The organism is Streptomyces sp. NPDC045021, assembly GCF_056432645.1.
This window is the reverse complement of sequence record NZ_JBWKIQ010000009.1, coordinates 235,192-255,520: the sequence shown is the minus strand read 5'-3', so window position 1 is coordinate 255,520 and position 20,329 is coordinate 235,192. Positions and strand designations below refer to the sequence as shown.

Sequence of the window (20,329 nt, the reverse complement as noted above, 5' to 3'; positions counted from 1 at the left end):
CCTCCAGGGCTCGTGCCGGAGATCTTTCAACGGGCGAGCCTACGCGGGGGGCCTGCGGGCGGCGGGGGCGGGACGGCACACTGTGGCCGACGGCGGCACGGGGGAATTACCCGTCCGCAAATACCCGGGGCCGGATAACACGGTACGTGGCGCATACCGGCATCGAATATGCCGGAGTCCACGGAATTCGATCGTGCGTTCCCTGAAGGGCGACGGGAGCGGTGGTACCCGTGAGGTACCACCGCTCCCGGGCCGGCCGCGCACGGCCGGCCTGAGGTCAGTTGTGGCCGAACCTCTTCTGCTGCCGGCGGGAGACCTGCCCCGACGTCGGAAGTACCTGCTCCTGGGCGGCGCTGCTCTTCGCCTGCTCCTGGGCCTCCGCTGCCTGACTGCGTTCCTGCTCCTGGGCCTTGCGCTCGCGATTCTTGTTCTTACCCACGATCGTCCCTCCTATAGGGGATCTCGGACGTTGAACCGCTATCAGGCTTGCACGCGAGTACGAAGCGCGCATTTCGGGCAGGTGGTGGAGGAGGACCCCCTTAATTTCGGAAACCGCCACGCCGATGATCGAGTTCCGGCTTATAACGTCCCGATATTGGGGCAGACTCGGGGAAAATCCGTGCCGGGGGACGACCGGAAGAGGTGCAACATGGACCGCTGCGTTGTCCTGGTGGACGCCGGATATCTCCTGGGCGCCGCGGCGAGTCTTCTGGCCGGTGAACCTTCCCGGTCGCGTATCACCGTCGACCACGCCGCCGTGGTCGCGGGCCTCCGCGAACGCGCGGAGCTGGAGACGGGGCAGCCGTTGCTGCGGATCTACTGGTTCGACGGCGCCCCCGACCGCGTACCGCAGCCGGAACACCGGCGGCTGCGCGTCATGCCGCGCGTCACCGTCCGGCTGGGCGCGCTGACCCGGACCGACGGCCGCTGGGCGCAGAAGGGCGTCGACGCCGCCATGCACGCCGAGCTCTCCGAGCTCGCGCGCAACCGGGCCTGCTCCGACGTGGTGCTGGTGACCGGCGATGGCGATCTGCTGCCCGGCATGATGTCCGCGAAGGAACACGGCGTCGCCGTCCACCTGTGGGCCGTGCAGGCCGCCGACGGGGACTACAACCAGTCCGAGGACCTGGTCGCCGAGGCCGACGAGCGCCGGGTGCTGGACCGCGAGTGGATCACCCGGGCGATCCGGGCCCGCGAGGTCGCCGGCGTCTGCGCGCCGCCCACACCGCGCCCCGAGATCCAGGCGATCCTGTCCGCGCCACTGCCCGAGCCCTCGGCCTCCGCCGGCGCCGCCGGCGGCCACCCGGACGCGCACCCCGGCGCGCACCCGGGCGCGCATCCGGTGAAGAACGGCTCGGGCCCGGTGCCCGCCGACACCGAGCACCCCGACGCGGCCGCCGCTGCCGCCGCCAAGGGGGTGCCCACCCCCAAGGACCTCCTGGGGCTCGGCCGCGTCCAGCAGCCCCCGGTCCCGCACCCCGTCCCCAACGCCACGCTCCGCTGGTCCTCCGACAAGACCTGGTCGGACCGCGGCCCCGGCAACGGTCCTGACGTACCGGACACCAGCGGCCTGCCGACGCTCGCCCAGCTCACCAGCGCCGAGCAGCGCTGGGCGGACCGCGAGGCCGACATCACCGCCGTCAGCGGCGACCCCTTCGAGGTCGGCCAGGTCTTCGCCCGCCGCTGGATCGCCCGCCTCACCGACGCCGCCCACCTGCAGGCACTGTCCACGCACTACCCGCGCGTGCCGCACCGCATCGACGGTGAGCTGCTGCGCTACGCCGCCCGCTTCGGACTGCTCGCGCACAAGGACGACCAGATCGACGAGCACGACCGATACGCCATCCGGGCAGGCTTCTGGCGCGAGGTCGACGCCCGCACCGTCGCCGAACACGCCCCAGCGGGCGACTAGACCGCACATCGGGGTCCGCCCGGCAATTGAGGGCAGAACCGGACCCGAGGCGCGGACCGGGCGCCGCGACGCGTACTCTCGATCCTCGTGAGTACGGGCACGGAGCAGGCGGCGCCCAGCACAGCCGCCACCGCCCGCGATGCGGTGATCGCCGTACGCGGGCTGGTCAAGACCTACCCGGCCGGGCGTGGCCGGCGAGGCGCCGCGACCCCTGCTGTCCGCGCGAGCGACGGCATCGACCTCGACATCCGGCGCGGCGAGATCTTCGGCCTGCTCGGACCCAACGGCGCGGGGAAGTCCACCCTCGTCCGCCAGCTCACCGGACTGCTGCGGCCGGACTCCGGCGCCATCGACATGCTCGGACACGACCTCGTACGCCACCCCGAACGCGCCTCCCGGCTGATCGGCTACCTCGGGCAGGAATCCACCGCCCTGGACGAGCTGACCGTGTCGCTGGCCGCCGAGACCACCGGCCGGCTGCGCGGCCTGGACGCGCGCACCGCGCGGGCCGAGCGCGACGCGGTACTGGCGGAGCTGGGCCTCACCGAGCTGGCGGGACGGGCCATCAAGCGGCTGTCCGGCGGGCAGCGGCGGCTCGCGTGCTTCGCCGCGACGCTGGTGGGGGAGCGGCCGGTGCTGGTCCTCGACGAACCGACCACCGGCATGGACCCGGTCGCCCGGCGGGCGGTGTGGGCCGCGGTCGACCGCCGCCGCGCCGAGCACGGGGCCACGGTCGTGCTGGTCACCCACAACGTCATCGAGGCCGAGACCGTACTCGACCGGGTCGCGGTGATCGACAACGGGCGGGTCATCGCCTGCGACACCCCGGCCGGTCTCAAGGTGCTCGTCGAGGACGAGGTCAGGCTCGACCTCGTCTGGCGCGACGAGCCGCCGCTGCGGCTGCCCGAGGTGGCCGCGCTGCGCCCCGACGCCCAGATCTCCGGCCGCCGCTGGACGCTCCGGCTTCCGCAGGCGCGGGCCCGCGCCGTGATCGCCGAGATCACCGGCGGCCAGGCCTTCGCCGCGCTCGACGACTTCACGCTCGCCACTCCGAGCCTCGAAGACGTGTACCTGGCCCTCGGCGGCCGTCAGAAGGGACTGGTCAAGGCATGACGTCTGCCTGTGGCGGGCTCCCGACCCGCCGTACGCCCCGGGGCGCACGGTGAGCGCGGCCGCGCCCGTGGTCCCGGGCACGACCGGCGCCACGCCCGACCCGGTCCCCGCCGTCCGCGAGGACGCGCCCGCCGCCCCGCTCGCACCACGCGCCCGGCTGCTGCCGGCCATGGGCGCCGTGTACCGGGCGCAGCTGTCGCGCGCCCGGGTGGCGCGGATCCCGCTGCTCTTCGTGGCGACGTTCCAGTCGGTCGGCATCATGGTGATGCTGCGCGGAGTCGTCGACGGCGGCGACGCCGAGGCGGCGCGCGCGGTGGTCGCCGGGTCCAGCGTGCTGGTGGTGGCCTTCGTCGCGCTCAACCTGCTCGCCCAGTACTTCGGCCGGCTGCGGGCCTCGGGCGGCCTCGACCACTACGCGACGCTGCCGGTGCCGCCCGCCGCGGTGGTGCTGGGCGCGGCGGGCGCGTACGCCTCGTTCACGGTGCCGGGCACGATCGCCACGGCGGTCACCGGATGCGTGCTCTTCCAGCTGCCGCTGGTGAACCTGTGGGTGCTGGCGGCGGTCATCCCACTCGCCGGAGCCGCGCTGGCCGGACTCGGCGCGGCGCTGGGACTGCTGGCGTCCAAGCAGGAACTGGCCACCCTCTTCGGGCAGTTGGGCATGTCGGCGGCGCTGCTGCTGGGCGTGCTGCCGGCCGGGAACATGCCCGCGCCGATCGGTCTGGTCCGGGATCTGCTGCCGTCCACGTACGGCGTGGAGGCCTTCGCCCGCACCTTCGACCCACATCCGGACTGGGTCATGGTGGGCGCGGATCTGTCGGTGTGCGCGGCCGTCGGCGTGGTGTCGCTGGCCGCCGCCACCTGGGCGTACCGCCGTGCGGCCTGCCGCTGACGCAGTGAGCGAAAGGCCCGGAGCGCGCCCCGGGAAGGGTGGCGGTGGGTGACCGGCGGGCACGACCTGGCACGATGGACAGGTGACCGCACCCCTGACGCCGCACGACCAGCCGCCGCCCCTGCCGCAGTACCCGGGCGCGGAGCTCTCCGGCGACGCATCGAAGGACGGACGTGCGGTCTTCACCGCCGAACTGCGGCAGGGCGCGCTGGTGGCCCTCCTGGTGGCGGTGACCGGGGTCGTCCTCGGGCTGCTCTGGCTGTGGCTCGCGCCCCTCATCCCGATGGTCTCCGACGGCAAGGCCATCTACCTCAAGGACAGCGAGGGCGAGGAAGCGGTCGGCGCGGACGGCACCTTCGTGCTGCTGGCCATCGCGATGGGCGTGCTGACGGCCGCCGCGGTCTTCTGGCGTTGGCGGCGCGGCGGCATCGGGGTCGTGCTCGGCCTGGCGGTCGGCGGACTGCTCGGCTCGGTGCTCGCCTGGCGGCTCGGGGTCTGGCTCGGCCCGACGAGCGACCTGATCGCGCACGCCAAGGAGGTCGGCCCGAAGGTCGTCTTCAACGGCCCGCTGCGGCTGCGCGCCAAGGGCGCGCTCGTCGCCTGGCCGGCCGGGGCCATGCTCGCGCACATCTGTCTGACATCGGCCTTCGGGCCGCGAGAGCCGGAGCAGCCGCAGTCGTGGGACACGTCGTATCCGGCACCGCACCCGGCTCCGCACCCGGCTCCGGGCCAGGGACCGTTCCAGGCGCCGCCGACCGGGGGGAACCCGTCCGACCAGGGATCCGGCGAGCAGGATCCCTGGCAGAAGAGGTCCTGAGCGCGGGACCCCGGGGCGGGCGCCCGCGAGCTACGCCGGGCGCCGGCCGTGGTTGGCGCGGCGCTTCCTGATCCGCCATTTCCGCATGCGGGTACGTCGTGACATGGTGCCGGCTCCCCTCGTCGCGGGTGCTCCGTCGGGGACACCGTGCGCGCCTCGGGCGCGATCGTCCAGGGGGAGCGCGGGGTTCCGTTAAATCGGCCGGATCGGACGGGCCGGATCAGACGGGCCGGATCCGACGGGCCCGATCAGACGGCATGGATCCGCGCGACCGGCGCGGTGATCGCGGCGCTGAGCCGGACCAGGTCCTGCGGGGCGAGTTCGACCTCCAGGCCCCGCTTGCCCGCCGAGACGAACACCGTGGTGTGGGTCAGGGCGGAGGCGTCCACGACCGTGGGCAGCCGCTTGCGCTGGCCCAGCGGGGAGATACCGCCGAGCACGTACCCCGTGGTGCGTTCGGCCGCCGAGGGGTCGGCCATCGCGGCGCGCTTGCCGCCGACCGCGGACGCGAGCGCCTTGAGGTCCAGCGAGCCGGCGACCGGGACCACGGCGACGGTCAGTGCGCCGTCGACGTCGGCGACCAGCGTCTTGAAGACCCGCTCGGGAGCCGTGCCCAGCGCCTCGGCGGCCTCGCCGCCGTACGAGGCGGCCGCCGGGTCGTGGGCATAGGCGTGGACGGTGAAGGCCGCGCCGTCCTGCTCCAGCGCGACGGTGGCGGGGGTACCGCCGGTGGTCGCCTTGGACTTCCGCGCCATGACGTGCCGTCTCCGATCGGTGGTCCGGATGGTCCCGCGGTCAGTTGAGGCTGGCCGGCTGCCGGGTCAGGTCGACGGCCGGCAGCGACGGGAGCTTGCCGATCACGGCGGCCTCCCGGCGCAGCAGCGGCAGCTCGGCCGCCAGCCGGGCCGCGGTGTCCGGCGCCTCCAGCAGCAGCTGCTTGGCGGGGGTCTCGAAGATCGTCGCGGCGGCCACCAGATACGACAGCACGGACGGGTCGTCGGGCAGTTCCTGCACCGCGACGAGCGTGCGGTCCTGGGCTCCGGCGAGGCGCTTCTGATAGGTGCGGAAGGCCCTGGCGACTCCGGCGGCCAACGTGCCCGCCCCCTCGCCCGGCTCCTCCGGCAACTCCTCCACCTCGGCGGTCAGATACGGGCCCGACGCGTCGACCGACAGCAGCCGGAAGCGGGTGGTGCCGGTGGCGACCACCTCGAAGCCGCCGTCCTCGCGCTCGCCGATGGTGGCGGCCTCCGCGATGCACCCGACCTGGAACAGCGACTTGGCCGGATCGGGGCCGAGGCCGGCCCCCGCGGTGGTGTCGACCCCGTCAGGACCGGTCGGTGCCACCTCGGTCCCGTCCTTGATGGCGACCACGGCGAAGCGGCGCGGGGCGTCCTCGGGCAGCGCGAGCAGATCGCCCACGAGCGCGCGGTACCGCTCCTCGAAGATGTGCAGGGGCAGAACCAGACCCGGGAAAAGGGCCGAGTTCAGCGGGAAGAGCGGAAGGCGAGCGGTCACAATCGGACAGCGTACGTGCTGCTCCGGTCGCCGGGCGGGGTGCTTTCGCCGCGCAAGCTTCACCGAGCGGCTCCGTACGGTCCGCGTCCTGTCGCGCCCTACCCCCTGCGCAGCAGCCGGGAGGCGCCCGCGGCGACGGTGGTGGCCAGGATCCAGCCCAGCAGGACCAGGACGGTGGCCGCCCACTGCGCGCCGCCGGACGGTTTCCAGGCGCTGTCCTGGCCGAGGTCGATGACGGGCAGCAGCAGGTCCAGGGCGTACAGCGGAGCGCTCCAGTGCGGGGCCTCGTCGGGTTTGAGCGCCGGCGGGGCGTGCAGGTTGAAGAACGCGGCGCCGATCGCCCACAGCACCGCCATCCACACGGCGGCCCGACCCGGCCGGTACCCGTAGCCGACGGTGATGTCCTGCAGATACCCCCAGAGCGTGCCGGCCAGCGGCAGCGCCTCGCGGCGGCGCCGCTGCTTGGCGAGCAGCACCTCGCGGGCGTCGGAGTCCTCACCGCCCGCCCGCAGGGCCGCGGCGAGGTGCTCGTACGGCTCGGGGCTGTACTCGGGGGTGGCCGCGGCCAGCCAGGCGATGCGGTCGCGCAGCGGGAAGACCCCCGCCGGGCTGAGCGTGGTGTAGCTGAAGCCCGCCAGATCCAGGCCGCCGGACTCCGGCCAGCTCTGCCGGGTGTCGGTGAGATTGCCCACCCGGGCGCCGGCCAGCGAGACGGTGCCGGTCGGCGGCTGGCCCAGCGTGAAGCGCAGTTCCGGCGTCTGGATCCGTCGCAGCGACAGCTGCTGGGAGCCGGTGAGCCGGAAGCGTGCCCGGCTGATGATCACCGCGTTGCCGAACCGGCCGTCGTCCAGCCGGACCGCGCCGGTGCAGCTGAAGTTGCGGGTCCGCACCCCGGCGGGCGGGGTACCGCCGCTGTCCCCGCCGGTCGCCATCCAGCCGGCGCTGAGATAGAGGGTGTGCTCGACGGTGACCCGCGCGGCGTTCAGCGCGTAGCGGCCGTAGGGGTTGTGCAGCAGGCTGCCGCGCAGGCTCAGCCGGCCGCCGATCCGGGCGCTGCGCAGGCTGATCTCACCGGTCACGTCCATCAGCTCCGCCTCGACGTCCTGGGCGACGCTGAGCCCGTCGGCGGCGATCGCCCGCCCGTGCCGGTCGCGGCCCACGGTGAGCTGGTTGAGCAGCAGGTCAGTGCCGATGTGCGCGTCCGTGAGCCGTATGCCGCCCTCGATGGCGCACTGCGGCAGGTGCAGATCACCGGTGGTGGTGAGGCGGGCCGCCTCCAGGCGCGGGATCGAGCAGTGCACCAGGCGCAGCGTCGTGAACTGGCACTCGGGCAGCAGGATCTGCTGGTCGAAGTGGCAGTCGTGCATCTCCACGTACGGGGTGACCTGGCCGCCGGACAGGTTCAGCTGGCCGCTGATCCGGGCGCCGGAGAGCTTGACGCACGCGACCCGGCCGGGCTCGGCGGGTGGCCCGTCCAGCAGGAGCGTGGCGATCGCCTCGGCGCGTACCGTCCGCTCCGGGCCCCAGACCCGGTCGGTGGCCGGGTCGTCCCGCTCGGGAATCCCGGTCCGCAGATCGTGCAGCGCGCCACGCCGGAAGGCGGTCCACAGATCCTTCTCGGCCTCGGTCCAGTTCTCCGGCGCCGCGATCCTCGACGACTCGGTCACCGCGTCCCCTCCCGACTCCTGCCGCACCGCGCGACACAGGAACGGTATCGGGAGCGATCACCGGGAGGGGACGTATCAGGGAGTGGAACCGGAGAACGGCCGAGAACAGCGTTCTCTACACTTGACAGGGTGATCTCCCGAATCGATCTGCGTGGTGCCGCCTTCCCTGAGGACGGCATCGACCGCGACCTGCTGCCCCGTGCCGAGTTCGACGTGGAAGCCGCCCTGGACCAGGTGCGGCCCATCTGCGAGGACGTACGCCATCGTGGGACCGCGGCGCTGATCGACTACGCGCGGAAGTTCGACGGCGTCACCCTGGAGCGCGTCCGGGTGCCCGCCGCGGCGCTGGTCACCGCCCTCGAGGAGCTGGATCCGAAGATCCGCGCCGCCCTGGAGGAGTCGATCCGGCGGGCCAGGATCGTCCACCGCGAGCAGCGCCGCACCGACACGACGGTGCAGGTCGTGCCCGGTGGCACGGTCACCGAGCGCTGGGTGCCGGTCGAGCGCGTCGGCCTGTACGTGCCGGGCGGACTGGCCGCCTACGCGTCGTCCGTCGTCATGAACGTGGTCCCGGCGCAGGAGGCCGGCGTCGAGGGCATCGCCGTCTCGTCGCCCCCGCAGAAGGACTTCGCTGGCCTGCCCAACCCGACGATCCTCGCCGCCTGCGCGCTGCTCGGAGTGGACGAGGTCTACGCCGCCGGCGGCGCCCAGGCCATCGCGATGTTCGCGTACGGCACCGAGGAGTGCCGTCCGGTCAACCTGGTCACCGGCCCAGGCAACATCTACGTGGCCTCCGCCAAGCGGCTGCTCAAAGGCCGGATCGGTATCGACGCCGAGGCCGGGCCGACCGAGATCGCCGTCCTCGCCGACGACACCGCCGACCCGGTGCACGTCGCCGCGGACCTGATCAGCCAGGCCGAGCACGACACCCTGGCGGCGGCCGTGCTGGTCACCACCTCGGTGGAGCTGGCCGAGCGGGTCGAGAAGGAGCTGGCGGAGCAGGTCGCCGTCACCAAGCACAGCGAGCGCATCCTGGCCGCGCTGGCCGGCCGGCAGTCGGCCGTGGTGCTGGTCGACACGATCGACCAGGGCCTCGCCGTCGTCGACGCCTACGGTGCGGAGCACCTGGAGATCCAGACCGCGGACGCCGCGGCCGTCGCCGCCCGGGTCCGCAACGCGGGCGCGATCTTCGTCGGCGCGTACGCCCCCGTCTCGCTCGGCGACTACTGCGCGGGCTCGAACCACGTGCTGCCCACCGGCGGCTGCGCCTGCCACTCCTCGGGCCTGTCCGTGCAGTCGTTCCTGCGCGGCATCCACGTCGTGGACTACAGCCGCGACGCCCTCGCCGAGGTCACCCACCACGTGGTGACGCTCGCGGACGCCGAGGACCTGCCCGCGCACGGCGCCGCGCTGCGCGCGCGGTTCGACTGGCAGGTGCCCCAGTGACCCGCACCGGCACCGGCTCCGGCTCCGGCTCCGGCATCAGCATCGACGACCTGCCCATCCGTGACGAGCTGCGCGGCCAGACCCCGTACGGTGCACCGCAGCTCGACGTCCCGGTGCGGCTGAACACCAACGAGAACCCGTACCCGCTGCCCGAGGCACTCGTGCGGCGGATCGGTGAGCGGGTCACCGAGGCCGCCAGGGAGCTGAACCGCTATCCGGACCGGGACGCGGTGGAGCTGCGCACCGAGCTGGCCGCGTACCTCAGCCGCACCGGCGGGCACGAGGTGTCCAAGGAGCAGGTGTGGGCGGCCAACGGCTCGAACGAGGTCATCCAGCAGCTGCTGCAGACCTTCGGCGGTCCCGGGCGCACCGCGATCGGCTTCGAGCCCTCGTACTCGATGCACGCGCTGATCTCCCGCGGCACCGGCACGGAGTGGATCTCCGGGCCGCGCCGGGAGGACTTCACCATCGACATCGGCGCCGCCGTGGCGGAGATCGCGGCGCGCCGGCCCGACGTGGTCTTCATCTGCTCGCCGAACAACCCCACCGGCACGGCGGTCGAAGCCGACACCGTACTGGCGCTGTACGAGGCCGCGCAGGCCGCCCGGCCGTCGCTGGTCGTCGTCGACGAGGCGTACGTCGAGTTCTCGCACCGGCCGTCGCTGCTCCCGCTCATCGAGGGCCGGCCGAACCTGGTGGTCAGCCGCACCATGTCGAAGGCGTTCGGCGCGGCGGGGCTGCGGCTGGGCTATCTCGCCGCGGACCCGGCCGTCGTCGACGCCGTCCAGCTGGTGCGCCTGCCGTACCACCTGTCGGCCGTCACCCAGGCCACCGCGCTCGCCGCACTGGAGCACACCGATACGCTGCTGGGGTACGTCGAGCAGCTCAAGACCGAGCGGGACCGCCTGGTCACCGAGTTGCGCGCCATGGGCTGCGAGGTCACGGACTCCGACTCGAACTTCGTCCAGTTCGGTCGCTTCGCGGACAGCCACGCCGCCTGGCAGGCGATCCTCGACCGCGGCGTCCTCGTCCGCGACAACGGTGTACCGGGATGGCTGCGGGTCACCGCGGGCACCCCGGCGGAGAACGACGCGTTCCTGGACGCGGTTCGCGCAATGCAGAAGGAGACCGTATGACCCGCGTGGGCCGTGTGGAACGCACCACCAAGGAAACATCCGTCGTCGTCGAGATCGACCTGGACGGCAGGGGCGACGTCTCCGTCTCCACCGGTGTCGGCTTCTACGACCACATGCTCGACCAGCTCGGCCGCCACGGACTCTTCGACCTGTCGGTCAAGACCGAGGGCGACCTGCACATCGACACCCACCACACCATCGAGGACACCGCCCTCGCGCTCGGCGCAGCCTTCCGGCAGGCGCTCGGCGACAAGGTCGGGATCTACCGCTTCGGCAACTGCACGGTGCCGCTGGACGAGTCCCTCGCCCAGGTCACGGTGGACCTGTCGGGCCGTCCGTACCTGGTGCACACCGAGCCCGAGAACATGGCTCCCATGATCGGCTCGTACGACACGACGATGACCCGGCACATCCTGGAGTCGTTCGTCGCGCAGGCCCAGATCGCCCTGCACGTCCACGTCCCGTACGGCCGCAACGCGCACCACATCGTGGAGTGCCAGTTCAAGGCGCTGGCCCGCGCCCTGCGGTACGCCTCGGAGCGTGACCCGCGCGCGGCCGGCATCCTCCCCTCGACCAAGGGCGCACTGTGAACACCGCATCGACCGTCTACATCGTCCTCGGCCTCTTCCTGGCCGGCGGCGTCTACTCCTTCTGGAAGCAGAAGCTTCCGACGGGCGTCATCGTCCTGCTCGGCATCGGCGCGCTCATGGCGTTCGGTGCCGGCCTGATGTCGCTGTAGGGGGCGCCATGAGCAAGAGCGTGGTTGTCCTCGACTACGGCTTCGGCAACGTCCGTTCGGCCGAGCGGGCGCTCGCGCACGTCGGCGCCGATGTCGAGATCACCAGCGACTTCGACCGGGCCATGAACGCCGACGGGCTGCTGGTGCCCGGCGTCGGGGCGTTCGCCGCCTGCATGGCCGGGCTGAAGTCGGTACGCGGTGAGTGGATCATCGGCCGGCGGCTGTCCGGCGGCCGGCCCGTGATGGGGATCTGCGTCGGTATGCAGATCCTCTTCGCCCGCGGCGTGGAGCACGGCACGGAGACCGAGGGCTGCGACGAGTGGCCCGGCACGGTCGAGCCGCTGCGCGCCCCGATCGTCCCGCACATGGGCTGGAACACGGTCAAGGCGCCCGAGGACACCCGGCAGTTCGCGGGCCTCGACGCCGACGCCCGCTTCTACTTCGTGCACTCGTACGCGGTGCGGGAGTGGGAGCTGGAGGTCACCAACCCCCATATCCGCTCCCCGAAGGTCACCTGGGCCACGCACGGCGAGCCGTTCGTCGCCGCCGTGGAGAACGGCCCGCTGTGGGCCACCCAGTTCCACCCCGAGAAGTCCGGCGACGCCGGTGCCCAGCTGCTGACCAACTGGCTCGACAACCTCTAGAACCTCTAGGACGTCACTTCCTATGGCTACGAACCGCCTCGAACTCCTTCCCGCCGTCGACGTCCGTGACGGCCAGGCCGTCCGCCTCGTCCATGGCGAGTCCGGCTCCGAGACGTCCTACGGCGACCCGCTGGCCGCCGCCCTCGCCTGGCAGCAGGCGGGCGCCGAGTGGCTGCATCTGGTGGACTTGGACGCCGCCTTCGGCACCGGTGACAACCGGGCCCGGATCGCCGAGGTCGCCGGCTCCATGGACATCAAGGTCGAGCTCTCCGGCGGCATCCGCGACGACGCGTCCCTCGCGGCGGCGCTGGCCACCGGCTGCACCCGCGTCAACCTCGGCACCGCCGCCCTGGAGACGCCCGAGTGGGTCGCCAAGGTCATCGCCGAGTACGGCGACCGGATCGCGGTCGGCCTGGACGTCCGCGGCACCACCTTGCGCGGCCGCGGCTGGACCCGCGACGGCGGCGACCTCTACGAGACGCTGGCCCGGCTGGACTCCGAAGGGTGCGCCCGGTACGTCGTCACCGACATCGCCAAGGACGGCACCCTCCAGGGACCCAACCTTGAACTGCTGAAGAACGTGTGCGCCGCCACGGACAAGCCCGTCGTCGCGTCCGGTGGTGTCTCGTCGCTCGACGATCTGCGCGCGATCGCCACGTTGGTACCCGAAGGTGTCGAAGGCGCCATCGTGGGCAAGGCCCTTTACGCCAAGGCGTTCACCTTGGAAGAGGCGTTGGAGGCCGTTTCACGATGACCGAATCCCCCGCAGTACGCCGCGTGCAGTCCGACCACAGCCCCTGGGAAGAGGCCATGGGCTTCGCCCGTGCCGTCGCGGCAGGGGACCGGGTCATCGTCGCGGGCACCATGCCGCTGGTCGGCGGCGTGGTGCGGGGCGAGGGCAGCCCGTACGAACAGACGCTGCTCGCCTTCGGCAACGCGATCGCCGCGCTGGAGCCGTTCGGCCTCGGGGCCGACAGCGTCATCCGCACCCGGATGTACCTCAGCCACGCCCGGGACGCGGAGGATGTCGGCCGCGCCCACAAGGAGCTGTTCGGCGCGGTGCGGCCGGCCGCGACGATGGTCGTCGTCAACGGCTTCGTCGACTCCCGGGTGCTGGTCGAGGTCGAGGTCGAAGCGTACCGAGGAGCCCCTGAATGACCCTCGCGGTCCGAGTCATCCCCTGCCTGGACGTGGACAACGGCCGGGTCGTCAAGGGCGTCAACTTCCAGAACCTGCGCGACGCGGGCGACCCCGTCGAGATGGCCAAGCTCTATGACGCCGAGGGCGCCGACGAGCTGACGTTCCTCGACATCACCGCCTCATCGGGCGACCGCGAGACCACCTACGACGTGGTGCGCCGCACCGCCGAGCAGGTCTTCATCCCGCTCACCGTCGGCGGCGGGGTCCGCACCACCGACGATGTCGACAAGCTGCTGCGCGCCGGCGCGGACAAGGTCGGCGTCAACACCGCCGCCATCGCCCGCCCCGACCTCATTCGGGAGATCGCCGAACGCTTCGGCCGGCAGGTGCTCGTGCTGTCCGTGGACGCCCGCCGGAACGACTCCGGCGGCTTCGAGGTCACCACGCACGGCGGCCGGCGCGGCACCGGCATCGACGCCGTCGAGTGGGCGCACCGCGCCGCCGAACTGGGCGCGGGCGAGATCCTCCTGAACTCGATGGACGCCGACGGCACCAAGGACGGCTACGACCTCGCCATGATCGAGGCCGTCCGCAAGCACGTCACCGTCCCCGTCATCGCCTCCGGCGGAGCCGGCAAGCTCTCCGACTTCGCCCCCGCGGTGGCCGTCGGCGCCGACGCGGTGCTGGCGGCCTCCGTCTTCCACTTCGGGGACCTGCGCATCGGGGACGTCAAGAACGCGCTGCGCGAGGCCGGGCACCCCGTTCGCTGAGGCCGCCGGCGCTCAGCGCCCTTTGCTGAGCGCCCGCAGGTACTCGCGGTTCATCGCCGCGATGGACGGCAGCGGGATGCCCTTCGGGCAGGCGGTCGCGCATTCACCGGTGTTGGTGCAGCCGCCGAAGCCCTCGGCGTCCATGGCCCCGACCATGTCCAGCACCCGGGACTCGCGCTCGGGCGCGCCCTGCGGCAGCACGTTGAGGTGGACGACCTTGGCCGAGGTGAAGAGCATCGCCGAGCCGTTGGGGCAGGCCGCCACGCAGGCGCCGCAGCCGATGCACTCGGCGTGCTCGAACGCGGTGTCGGCGACCGGCTTGGGCACCGCGGTGGCGTGCGCCTCCGGGGCGCTTCCGGTGGGCGCGGTGATGTAGCCGCCGGAGCCGATGATGCGGTCGAAGGCGGACCGGTCGACGACGAGGTCCTTCACCACCGGGAAGGCGGCGGCGCGCCACGGCTCGACGTCGATGGTGTCGCCGTCGGTGAAGTGCCGCATGTGGAGCTGGCAGGTGGTGGTCCGCTCGGGGCCGTGCGCCCGGCCGTTGATGACCATGCCGCAGGCGCCGCAGATGCCCTCGCGGCAGTCGTGGTCGAACGCCACGGGCTCGTCGCCGGCGAGGATCAGTTCCTCGTTGAGATGGTCCAGCATCTCCAGGAACGACATGTCGGGGGAGATGCCGGTGACGTCGTAGGTGGTCATCCGGCCCGGCTCGTCGGGGCCGGTCTGCCGCCAGATGCGCAGGGTCAGGTTCACGCGTAGCTCCGCTGGGTGGGGTGGACGTGCTCGAAGACGAGGTCTTCGCGGTGCAGGACGGGGGCGCGGCCGGTGCCGGTGAACTCCCAGGCGGCGGCGTACGCGAACATCTCGTCGTCGCGGGCCGCCTCGCCGTCCGGGGTCTGGCTCTCCTCGCGGAAGTGGCCGCCGCACGACTCGGCGCGGTGCAGGGCGTCCAGGCACATCAGCTCGGCGAGTTCCAGGTGGTCGGCGATGCGGTTGGCCTGCTCCAGCGACTGGTTGAGGTCGGCGCCGGAGCCCGGGACCCTGACGCGGCGCCAGAACTCGTCGCGCAGCTGCGGGATGCGGTCGAGGGCCTTGCGCAGTCCGGCCTCGGTACGCGCCATGCCGCACTCGTCCCAGAGCAGCTCGCCCAGTTCGCGGTGGAAGGACTCGGGGGTGCGGTCGCCGTCGACGGCGAGCAGCAGGTTGAGCCGGTCCTCGGTGTCGGCGACGGCCTCGGCGACCGCCGGATGCCCGGGGTCCACGGTGTCGTGCGGGTGCCGGGCCAGATAGTCGTTGAGGGTGGCGGGCAGGACGAAGTAGCCGTCGGCCAGGCCCTGCATGAGGGCGCTGGCGCCGAGCCGGTTGGCGCCGTGGTCGGAGAAGTTGGCCTCGCCGATGGCGAAGAGGCCGGGCACCGTGGTCTGCAGGTCGTAGTCGACCCACAGGCCGCCCATCGTGTAGTGGATCGCGGGATAGATGCGCATCGGCGCCGCGTACGGGTCCTCGGCGGTGATCCGCGCGTACATCTCGAAGAGGTTGCCGTACTTCTCCTCCACCGCCGCGCGGCCCGTCCGGGCGATGGCGTCGGCGAAGTCCAGATAGACGCCCTGCCCGCCGGGCCCGACGCCGCGCCCCTCGTCGCAGACGTTCTTGGCGGCGCGCGAGGCGATGTCGCGGGGCACGAGATTGCCGAACGCCGGGTAGAGCCGCTCCAGGTAGTAGTCCCGCTCGCCTTCGGGGATCGCGTTCGGCGGGCGTTCGTCGCCCCGCACCGTCGGGACCCAGATCCGGCCGTCGTTGCGCAGCGATTCGCTCATCAGCGTCAGCTTCGACTGGTGGTCGCCGGAGCGCGGGATGCAGGTGGGGTGGATCTGGGTGAAGCAGGGGTTGGCGAAGTACGCGCCGCGCCGGTGGGCCCGCCAGATCGCGGTGGCGTTGGAGTTCTTGGCGTTGGTCGACAGATGGAAGACATTGCCGTAGCCGCCGGAGGCGAGCACGACCGCGTCCGCGAAGTAGGTGTCGATGCGGCCGGTGACCAGGTCGCGGGCGACGATGCCGCGCGCCCGGCCGTCGATCACGATCAGGTCCAGCATCTCGGTGCGCGCGTGCATCTCGACCGTGCCGGCCGCGATCTGCCGGGTGAGCGCCTGGTACGCGCCGAGCAGCAGCTGCTGGCCGGTCTGGCCGCGGGCGTAGAAGGTGCGGGACACCTGGACGCCGCCGAAGGAGCGGGTGTCGAGCAGCCCGCCGTACTCGCGGGCGAACGGGACCCCCTGGGCGACGCACTGGTCGATGATCTCGACCGACACCTGTGCGAGGCGGTGCACGTTGGACTCGCGGGCGCGGAAGTCGCCGCCCTTGACGGTGTCGTAGAACAGCCGGTGCACCGAGTCGCCGTCGTTGCGGTAGTTCTTGGCGGCGTTGATGCCGCCCTGCGCGGCGATGGAGTGCGCCCGGCGGGGCGAGTCCTGGTAGCAGAACTGCACGACGTGGTAGCCCTGTTCGGCCAGCGTGGCGCCTGCCGCACCGCCGGCCAGCCCGGTGCCGACCACGATGACGGTGTGCCGGCGGCGGTTGGCCGGGTTCACCAACTTGGCCTCGAAGCGGCGGCGGTCCCAGCGCTCGGCGATCGGGCCTCCGGGGGCCTTGGTGTCGGCGATGGGTTCGCCGGTGGCGTAGCGGGAGTAGTCGGTCATGTCAGCTCACGACTCCAGTCATGACGGCGACGGGCACGGCGATGAATCCGCAGGTCAGGACGAGCGCCAGGATGTCGGCCAGGGCTTTGAGCACGCGGTCGCGCCGGGCGTTGTTGGCGCCGAGGGTCTGGGCGGCGCTCCAGAAGCCGTGCCGGATGTGCAGGCCGAGGGCGAGCATCGCCACGATGTAGAAGACGTCGGCGTACCAGTTGCGGAAGTCCGCGACGATGTTCTCGTAGGGGTGGTGCGCCTGGCCGCGCGGATTCACCGTCAGCGTCGTCAGGTCGAGGATGTGCCAGACGATGAACAGCGCGAGGATCACCCCGCCCCAGCGCATGGTGCGGGTGGCGTAGCTGGCGCGCTGCCGCCGGTGGGCGTATTTGGCGGGCCGGGCGGCCCGGTCCCGCCGGCTGAGCTGGTACGCGGCGACGCCGTGCAGCACGACGGCCGCCACCAGGCCCAGCCGCATCAGCCACAGGAACCAGCCGTAGTGCAGCACCGGCTCGCCGATGGTGCGCAGCCAGGCCGCGTAGGCGTTGAACTCCGGGGCGCCGAAGAAGATCTTGAGGTTGCCGAGCATGTGCCCGACGAGGAACAGCAGCATCGCCACACCGGTGACGGCCATGACCGCCTTCTTGCCGACGGTCGAACGCCACAGGGTCGCCGCGGGGGATGGTCGCCGTTCCGTACGTGTCGCCAGTGCCATGGACAGGACGCTAGGCCGGTCGTCGGCATTCGTCCAAGACATGATTCAGCTGCTTTCGATAGGCAATGCCTATGTCGGGATCTAGGCTGGGACGATGCAGCTGCACCAGCTCCAGTACTTCGCCGCCGTCGCGGACCTGCGGCACTTCACCCGCGCCGCCGAGAGCGTCCATGTCGCCCAGCCCTCGCTGTCGCAGCAGATCCGGGCGCTGGAACGGGAGCTGGGCGCCGAGCTGTTCCACCGCGCCCGGGGCCACATCACCCTCACCGACGCGGGGGAGGCCCTGCTGCCGCTGGCCCGCCGCATCCTGGCCGACGCCGAGACCGCCCGCCGCGAGGTCCAGGAGGTGGCCCAGCTCCGGCGCGGCCGGGTCCGGCTGGGGGCGCCGCCGAGCCTGTGCGCCAGCCTGGTGCCCGATGTGCTGCGGGACTTCCACCGGCGGTACCCCGGCGTCGACCTGGTGGTCCACGAGGACGGCTCGCAGGACCTCGTGCGGGTGCTGGCCGCAGGCGAGCTCGACCTCGCCCTGATCATCACCCCGCTGCCCGTCCAGGCCCCAGCCCTGGCCACCGAGGAACTCCTGCGCGAGGAACTGGTCGCGGTCTCGGCCCCCACCGATCCCGCACCGGTGCGCCGCAAGCACCTGCGGATCGAGGATCTGCGCGGCCGTCCGCTGGTGATGTTCCGCCGCGGCTACGACCTGCGGGAGTACACCCTCGCGGCCTGCCGCGCGGCCGGCTTCGAGCCGTCCTTCTCGGTCGAGGGCGGCGAGATGGACGCGGTCCTCGGCTTCGTCCGGGCCGGCCTCGGCCTCGCCGTGGTCCCCAGCATGGTCGCCGAGCGCTCGGGCCTGCGCGTCACCCCGTTCGCCGCCCCGGGCCTGCACCGCACGATCTCCGTCGCCCACCGAGGCGACGTCTCCCCACCCCGCGCCGCCCGGGAACTGCGCCGCATCCTGCTGGACGCCACACGGGGCCGCCCGGGCGGGCCGCCGGCGTCTGTCCGGCCGGACGGGCCCTAGAGCCTGTGCGGCTCTAGAGGCCGAGCTTGGTGTCGTAGACCTTGGCCACCGCGGCCTTGTCGCCCTCGATCTCGACCCGTGCCGCGTCCTGGCGGCCGAAGGCGAAGATCGTCAGTTCGCCCGGTTCGCCGGTGACCGTCACGACCGGGGTGCCCTTGTGGGCGACGGCTGTCTGGCCGTCGGGGCGGCGCAGGACCAGCCCGACCGGGGACCTGCGGCCCGAGACCCGGGCCATGCGCTCCAGGCGCTTCCAGAGGTTGTCGGAGAAGACGCTGTCCAGCTCGCGGGGGGTCCACTCGGGCTGGGCGCGGCGGACGTCCTCGGCATGGACGAAGAACTCGACGGTGTTGGCGGCCTCGTCGATCTGCTTGAGGGCGAACGGCGACATCCGCGGGGGCCCGGTGCGGATGAGCTGCAGCAGCTCCTCGAACGGCTTCAGCGCGAACTCCTTGCGGACGCGCTCCATCCGGTCGGCGAGCTGCGGGATCACGATCCCCGCCGCCGCGTCGCTGCGGCGTTCGCGGACGACGACATGCGCGGCCAGATCGCGCACGGTCCAGTCTTCACAGAGCGTCGGGGCAGCCGCCCCGGCGTTCTCCATCAGATCGGCGAGGAGCAGACGTTCACGCTGAGCATGAGTCGACATGACGTCAGGTTAGGTCCACCCCTCGCCGGACGGCTACGGCAGCGCCTTGGTGAGCTTCTTGCCGTCGACCTTGTTGCTGAGGGTCAGCGAGCAGGAGATCGTGTCCCGCTTCTGGATCTGGTACGTCATGAGCGAGGGGTAGAGCGCGTAGTAGTAATAGGTCTTCCCGTCGGCCGGGATACGGGCGAGACGCTTCTTGGCGTCCGGCTCGCACAGCTTCAGCACCTTGGTCTGGAGTTCGCTCTCGGTGGTGAAACTGCCGGTCAGGGTCTCGTTCGCGACGACCTCGCCGTCGTGCGGGGAACTGCACGAGCGGGTCGTGACGACGGACACGCTGCTGTCCAGGCCCGGGTGGTCGAAGCACTTGCCGGGGCTCAGCACCACGTACGGCACCAGGTCCGGGGTCGGGCTGCTGCTGGTGGAGCCGGTGGTCGGCAGGTCGGTGGGAATGTCGAGGGTCGGCAGGTCGGTCGGCAGAGTGATCGTGGGCGTCGGCGAAGCGGAGCTGGACGAGGAGGAGCTGGAGCTGAGCGCGTCCGGCTTCTTGTCGTCACCACCGCTGGTGGCCAGCACGATGCCGCCGATGATCGCCCCGACGACGACCACCGCGCCGATGGCTATCGCCACGTTCCGGCCGTTGTTGTTACCGCCACCCGGCGGCGGATAGGGACCGCCGCCCTGCGGATAGCCGTAGCCGCCGCCCGGAGGCATCGGGGGTCCGGGCGGGCCGGGCGGGCCGTAGCCGCCACCCTGGGCGCCCTGGCCCCCTTGGCCGCCTTGCGGATACCCGTAACCGCCCTGGCCGCCTTGCGGATAGCCGTAGCCGCCGTCACCCGGCGGAGGAGGTGGTGTCGGCGGACCAAAGTTCTGCGGCGGACCGAAGCCGCCACCTTGCCCAGGTGGCGGGGGACCGTTTGGCGGAGGCGGAGGAAAACCCATGCACGAAGGATGCCCCATACGGGTGACAACAGCGAGCGACTAGGGAATCAAGGTCGCTGGAGCTGCCACCTTTATCGCCGAACGTACCTTTTGGGGTGCGCAAAACGCCGGAAGGACCGGCGGCACAATGGAGGCATGCCCGACACCGCCGCACCGTCTCCCGCGTCCCCGTCCTCCCCGCTCGACCCGGCCGTAGCCGCCCGGCTCAAGCGCACCGCCGACGGGCTCGTCCCCGCCATCGCGCAGCAGTACGACACCGGCGAGGTGCTCATGCTCGGCTGGATGGACGACGAGGCGCTGCACCGCACCCTCACCACCGGCCGCTGCACGTACTGGAGCCGCAGCCGTGGCGAGTACTGGGTCAAGGGCGACACCTCCGGACACGTCCAGCACGTCAAGTCCGTCGCTCTCGACTGCGACGGCGACACCCTGCTCGTCAAGGTCGACCAGACCGGCGCCGCCTGCCACACCGGCGACCGCACCTGCTTCGACGCCGGCCCGCTGCCGCTCGGCCGGTAATCCGCTGA

General features: G+C 72.2%; 23 protein-coding genes. 14 read left to right on the top strand and 9 right to left on the bottom strand.

Annotated features, from left to right (window positions below):
• Positions 1-277: 277 nt before the first annotated feature.
• Positions 278-439, bottom strand: a complete 162-nt coding sequence (locus AC07DC_RS26605; protein ID WP_478917000.1) for a hypothetical protein — start codon at positions 437-439, stop codon at positions 278-280.
• A gap of 210 nt (positions 440-649) precedes the next feature.
• Here AC07DC_RS26605 and AC07DC_RS26600 point away from each other — a divergent pair, with 210 nt between their 5' ends.
• From AC07DC_RS26600 to AC07DC_RS26585, 4 genes are all read left to right on the top strand, one after another.
• Positions 650-1,912: an NYN domain-containing protein gene (locus AC07DC_RS26600; RefSeq protein WP_478916999.1), complete on the top strand. Its 1,263-nt coding sequence runs from the start codon at positions 650-652 to the stop codon at positions 1,910-1,912.
• Between the two features lie 87 nt (positions 1,913-1,999).
• Positions 2,000-3,025 (top strand): ABC transporter ATP-binding protein, encoded by a 1,026-nt coding sequence (locus AC07DC_RS26595; protein WP_478916998.1) that lies wholly within the window; start codon positions 2,000-2,002, stop codon positions 3,023-3,025.
• 169 nt (positions 3,026-3,194) lie between these two features.
• Positions 3,195-3,917, top strand: a complete 723-nt coding sequence (locus AC07DC_RS26590) for an ABC transporter permease (RefSeq protein ID WP_478917130.1) — start codon at positions 3,195-3,197, stop codon at positions 3,915-3,917.
• An 82-nt stretch (positions 3,918-3,999) separates the two neighbouring features.
• A complete protein-coding gene (locus tag AC07DC_RS26585; protein WP_478916997.1) occupies positions 4,000-4,734 on the top strand; it encodes an ABC transporter permease in 735 nt (244 codons plus the stop codon).
• Between the two features lie 248 nt (positions 4,735-4,982).
• Here the strand turns inward: AC07DC_RS26585 and ybaK are convergent, their stop codons facing one another.
• The 3 genes from ybaK to AC07DC_RS26570 all read right to left on the bottom strand — a co-directional run bounded on the left by ybaK (position 4,983) and on the right by AC07DC_RS26570 (position 7,916).
• Entirely contained in the window at positions 4,983-5,489 is a 507-nt protein-coding gene (gene ybaK / locus AC07DC_RS26580; RefSeq protein ID WP_478916996.1) for a Cys-tRNA(Pro) deacylase, read from the bottom strand.
• 40 nt (positions 5,490-5,529) lie between these two features.
• Complete coding sequence (locus tag AC07DC_RS26575; protein ID WP_478917129.1) at positions 5,530-6,252, bottom strand: LON peptidase substrate-binding domain-containing protein; 723 nt, start codon at positions 6,250-6,252, stop codon at positions 5,530-5,532.
• 95 nt (positions 6,253-6,347) lie between these two features.
• Positions 6,348-7,916, bottom strand: coding sequence for an oxidoreductase (locus tag AC07DC_RS26570; RefSeq protein WP_478916995.1), 1,569 nt, complete (start codon positions 7,914-7,916; stop codon positions 6,348-6,350).
• Between the two features lie 129 nt (positions 7,917-8,045).
• Here AC07DC_RS26570 and hisD point away from each other — a divergent pair, with 129 nt between their 5' ends.
• Genes hisD through hisF form a run of 8 tightly spaced genes read left to right on the top strand, consistent with a single transcriptional unit; the run spans position 8,046 to position 13,791 of the window.
• The gene (hisD, locus tag AC07DC_RS26565) at positions 8,046-9,362 is read left to right on the top strand and encodes a histidinol dehydrogenase (RefSeq protein WP_478916994.1); all 1,317 of its coding nucleotides are present in this window, start codon (positions 8,046-8,048) and stop codon (positions 9,360-9,362) included.
• Positions 9,359-10,498 carry a histidinol-phosphate transaminase gene (locus tag AC07DC_RS26560; RefSeq protein WP_478916993.1) on the top strand — a complete coding sequence of 380 codons (1,140 nt, stop codon included), beginning with the start codon at positions 9,359-9,361 and terminating at the stop codon, positions 10,496-10,498. Before hisD ends, AC07DC_RS26560 begins: the two co-directional genes overlap by 4 nt.
• Positions 10,495-11,088 carry an imidazoleglycerol-phosphate dehydratase HisB gene (gene hisB / locus AC07DC_RS26555; protein ID WP_138356934.1) on the top strand — a complete coding sequence of 198 codons (594 nt, stop codon included), beginning with the start codon at positions 10,495-10,497 and terminating at the stop codon, positions 11,086-11,088. Before AC07DC_RS26560 ends, hisB begins: the two co-directional genes overlap by 4 nt.
• Positions 11,085-11,237, top strand: a complete 153-nt coding sequence (locus tag AC07DC_RS26550; RefSeq protein WP_187144832.1) for a hypothetical protein — start codon at positions 11,085-11,087, stop codon at positions 11,235-11,237. Before hisB ends, AC07DC_RS26550 begins: the two co-directional genes overlap by 4 nt.
• Before the next feature lie 8 nt (positions 11,238-11,245).
• A complete protein-coding gene (gene hisH, locus AC07DC_RS26545; protein WP_478916992.1) occupies positions 11,246-11,881 on the top strand; it encodes an imidazole glycerol phosphate synthase subunit HisH in 636 nt (211 codons plus the stop codon).
• A 22-nt stretch (positions 11,882-11,903) separates the two neighbouring features.
• Positions 11,904-12,635, top strand: a complete 732-nt coding sequence (gene priA / locus AC07DC_RS26540) for a bifunctional 1-(5-phosphoribosyl)-5-((5-phosphoribosylamino)methylideneamino)imidazole-4-carboxamide isomerase/phosphoribosylanthranilate isomerase PriA (protein ID WP_466418561.1) — start codon at positions 11,904-11,906, stop codon at positions 12,633-12,635.
• Positions 12,632-13,039, top strand: coding sequence for a Rid family hydrolase (locus AC07DC_RS26535; RefSeq protein ID WP_478916991.1), 408 nt, complete (start codon positions 12,632-12,634; stop codon positions 13,037-13,039). Before priA ends, AC07DC_RS26535 begins: the two co-directional genes overlap by 4 nt.
• Positions 13,036-13,791: an imidazole glycerol phosphate synthase subunit HisF gene (gene hisF, locus AC07DC_RS26530; RefSeq protein ID WP_478916990.1), complete on the top strand. Its 756-nt coding sequence runs from the start codon at positions 13,036-13,038 to the stop codon at positions 13,789-13,791. Before AC07DC_RS26535 ends, hisF begins: the two co-directional genes overlap by 4 nt.
• 12 nt (positions 13,792-13,803) lie before the next feature.
• Here hisF and AC07DC_RS26525 read toward each other — a convergent pair whose 3' ends face one another.
• From AC07DC_RS26525 to AC07DC_RS26515, 3 genes are read right to left on the bottom strand one after another with little or no spacing between them, the layout of a single operon-like run.
• Complete coding sequence (locus tag AC07DC_RS26525) at positions 13,804-14,547, bottom strand: succinate dehydrogenase/fumarate reductase iron-sulfur subunit (protein WP_478916989.1); 744 nt, start codon at positions 14,545-14,547, stop codon at positions 13,804-13,806.
• Complete coding sequence (locus tag AC07DC_RS26520) at positions 14,544-16,490, bottom strand: fumarate reductase/succinate dehydrogenase flavoprotein subunit (protein ID WP_478916988.1); 1,947 nt, start codon at positions 16,488-16,490, stop codon at positions 14,544-14,546. The genes AC07DC_RS26525 and AC07DC_RS26520 overlap by 4 nt, the downstream gene beginning before the upstream one ends.
• 1 nt (position 16,491) lies before the next feature.
• Complete coding sequence (locus AC07DC_RS26515) at positions 16,492-17,196, bottom strand: succinate dehydrogenase cytochrome b subunit (protein WP_478916987.1); 705 nt, start codon at positions 17,194-17,196, stop codon at positions 16,492-16,494.
• A 94-nt stretch (positions 17,197-17,290) separates the two neighbouring features.
• Between AC07DC_RS26515 and AC07DC_RS26510 the strand changes: the two genes are divergently transcribed.
• A complete protein-coding gene (locus tag AC07DC_RS26510) occupies positions 17,291-18,217 on the top strand; it encodes a LysR family transcriptional regulator (protein WP_478916986.1) in 927 nt (308 codons plus the stop codon).
• A 13-nt stretch (positions 18,218-18,230) separates the two neighbouring features.
• Here the strand turns inward: AC07DC_RS26510 and AC07DC_RS26505 are convergent, their stop codons facing one another.
• Both AC07DC_RS26505 and AC07DC_RS26500 read right to left on the bottom strand, forming a co-directional pair.
• The gene (locus AC07DC_RS26505) at positions 18,231-18,863 is read right to left on the bottom strand and encodes a TIGR03085 family metal-binding protein (RefSeq protein WP_478916985.1); all 633 of its coding nucleotides are present in this window, start codon (positions 18,861-18,863) and stop codon (positions 18,231-18,233) included.
• 33 nt (positions 18,864-18,896) lie between these two features.
• Positions 18,897-19,574 (bottom strand): hypothetical protein, encoded by a 678-nt coding sequence (locus AC07DC_RS26500; RefSeq protein WP_478916984.1) that lies wholly within the window; start codon positions 19,572-19,574, stop codon positions 18,897-18,899.
• Between the two features lie 363 nt (positions 19,575-19,937).
• Here AC07DC_RS26500 and hisI point away from each other — a divergent pair, with 363 nt between their 5' ends.
• Positions 19,938-20,321 (top strand): phosphoribosyl-AMP cyclohydrolase, encoded by a 384-nt coding sequence (hisI, locus tag AC07DC_RS26495; protein WP_478916983.1) that lies wholly within the window; start codon positions 19,938-19,940, stop codon positions 20,319-20,321.
• Positions 20,322-20,329: the final 8 nt, after the last annotated feature.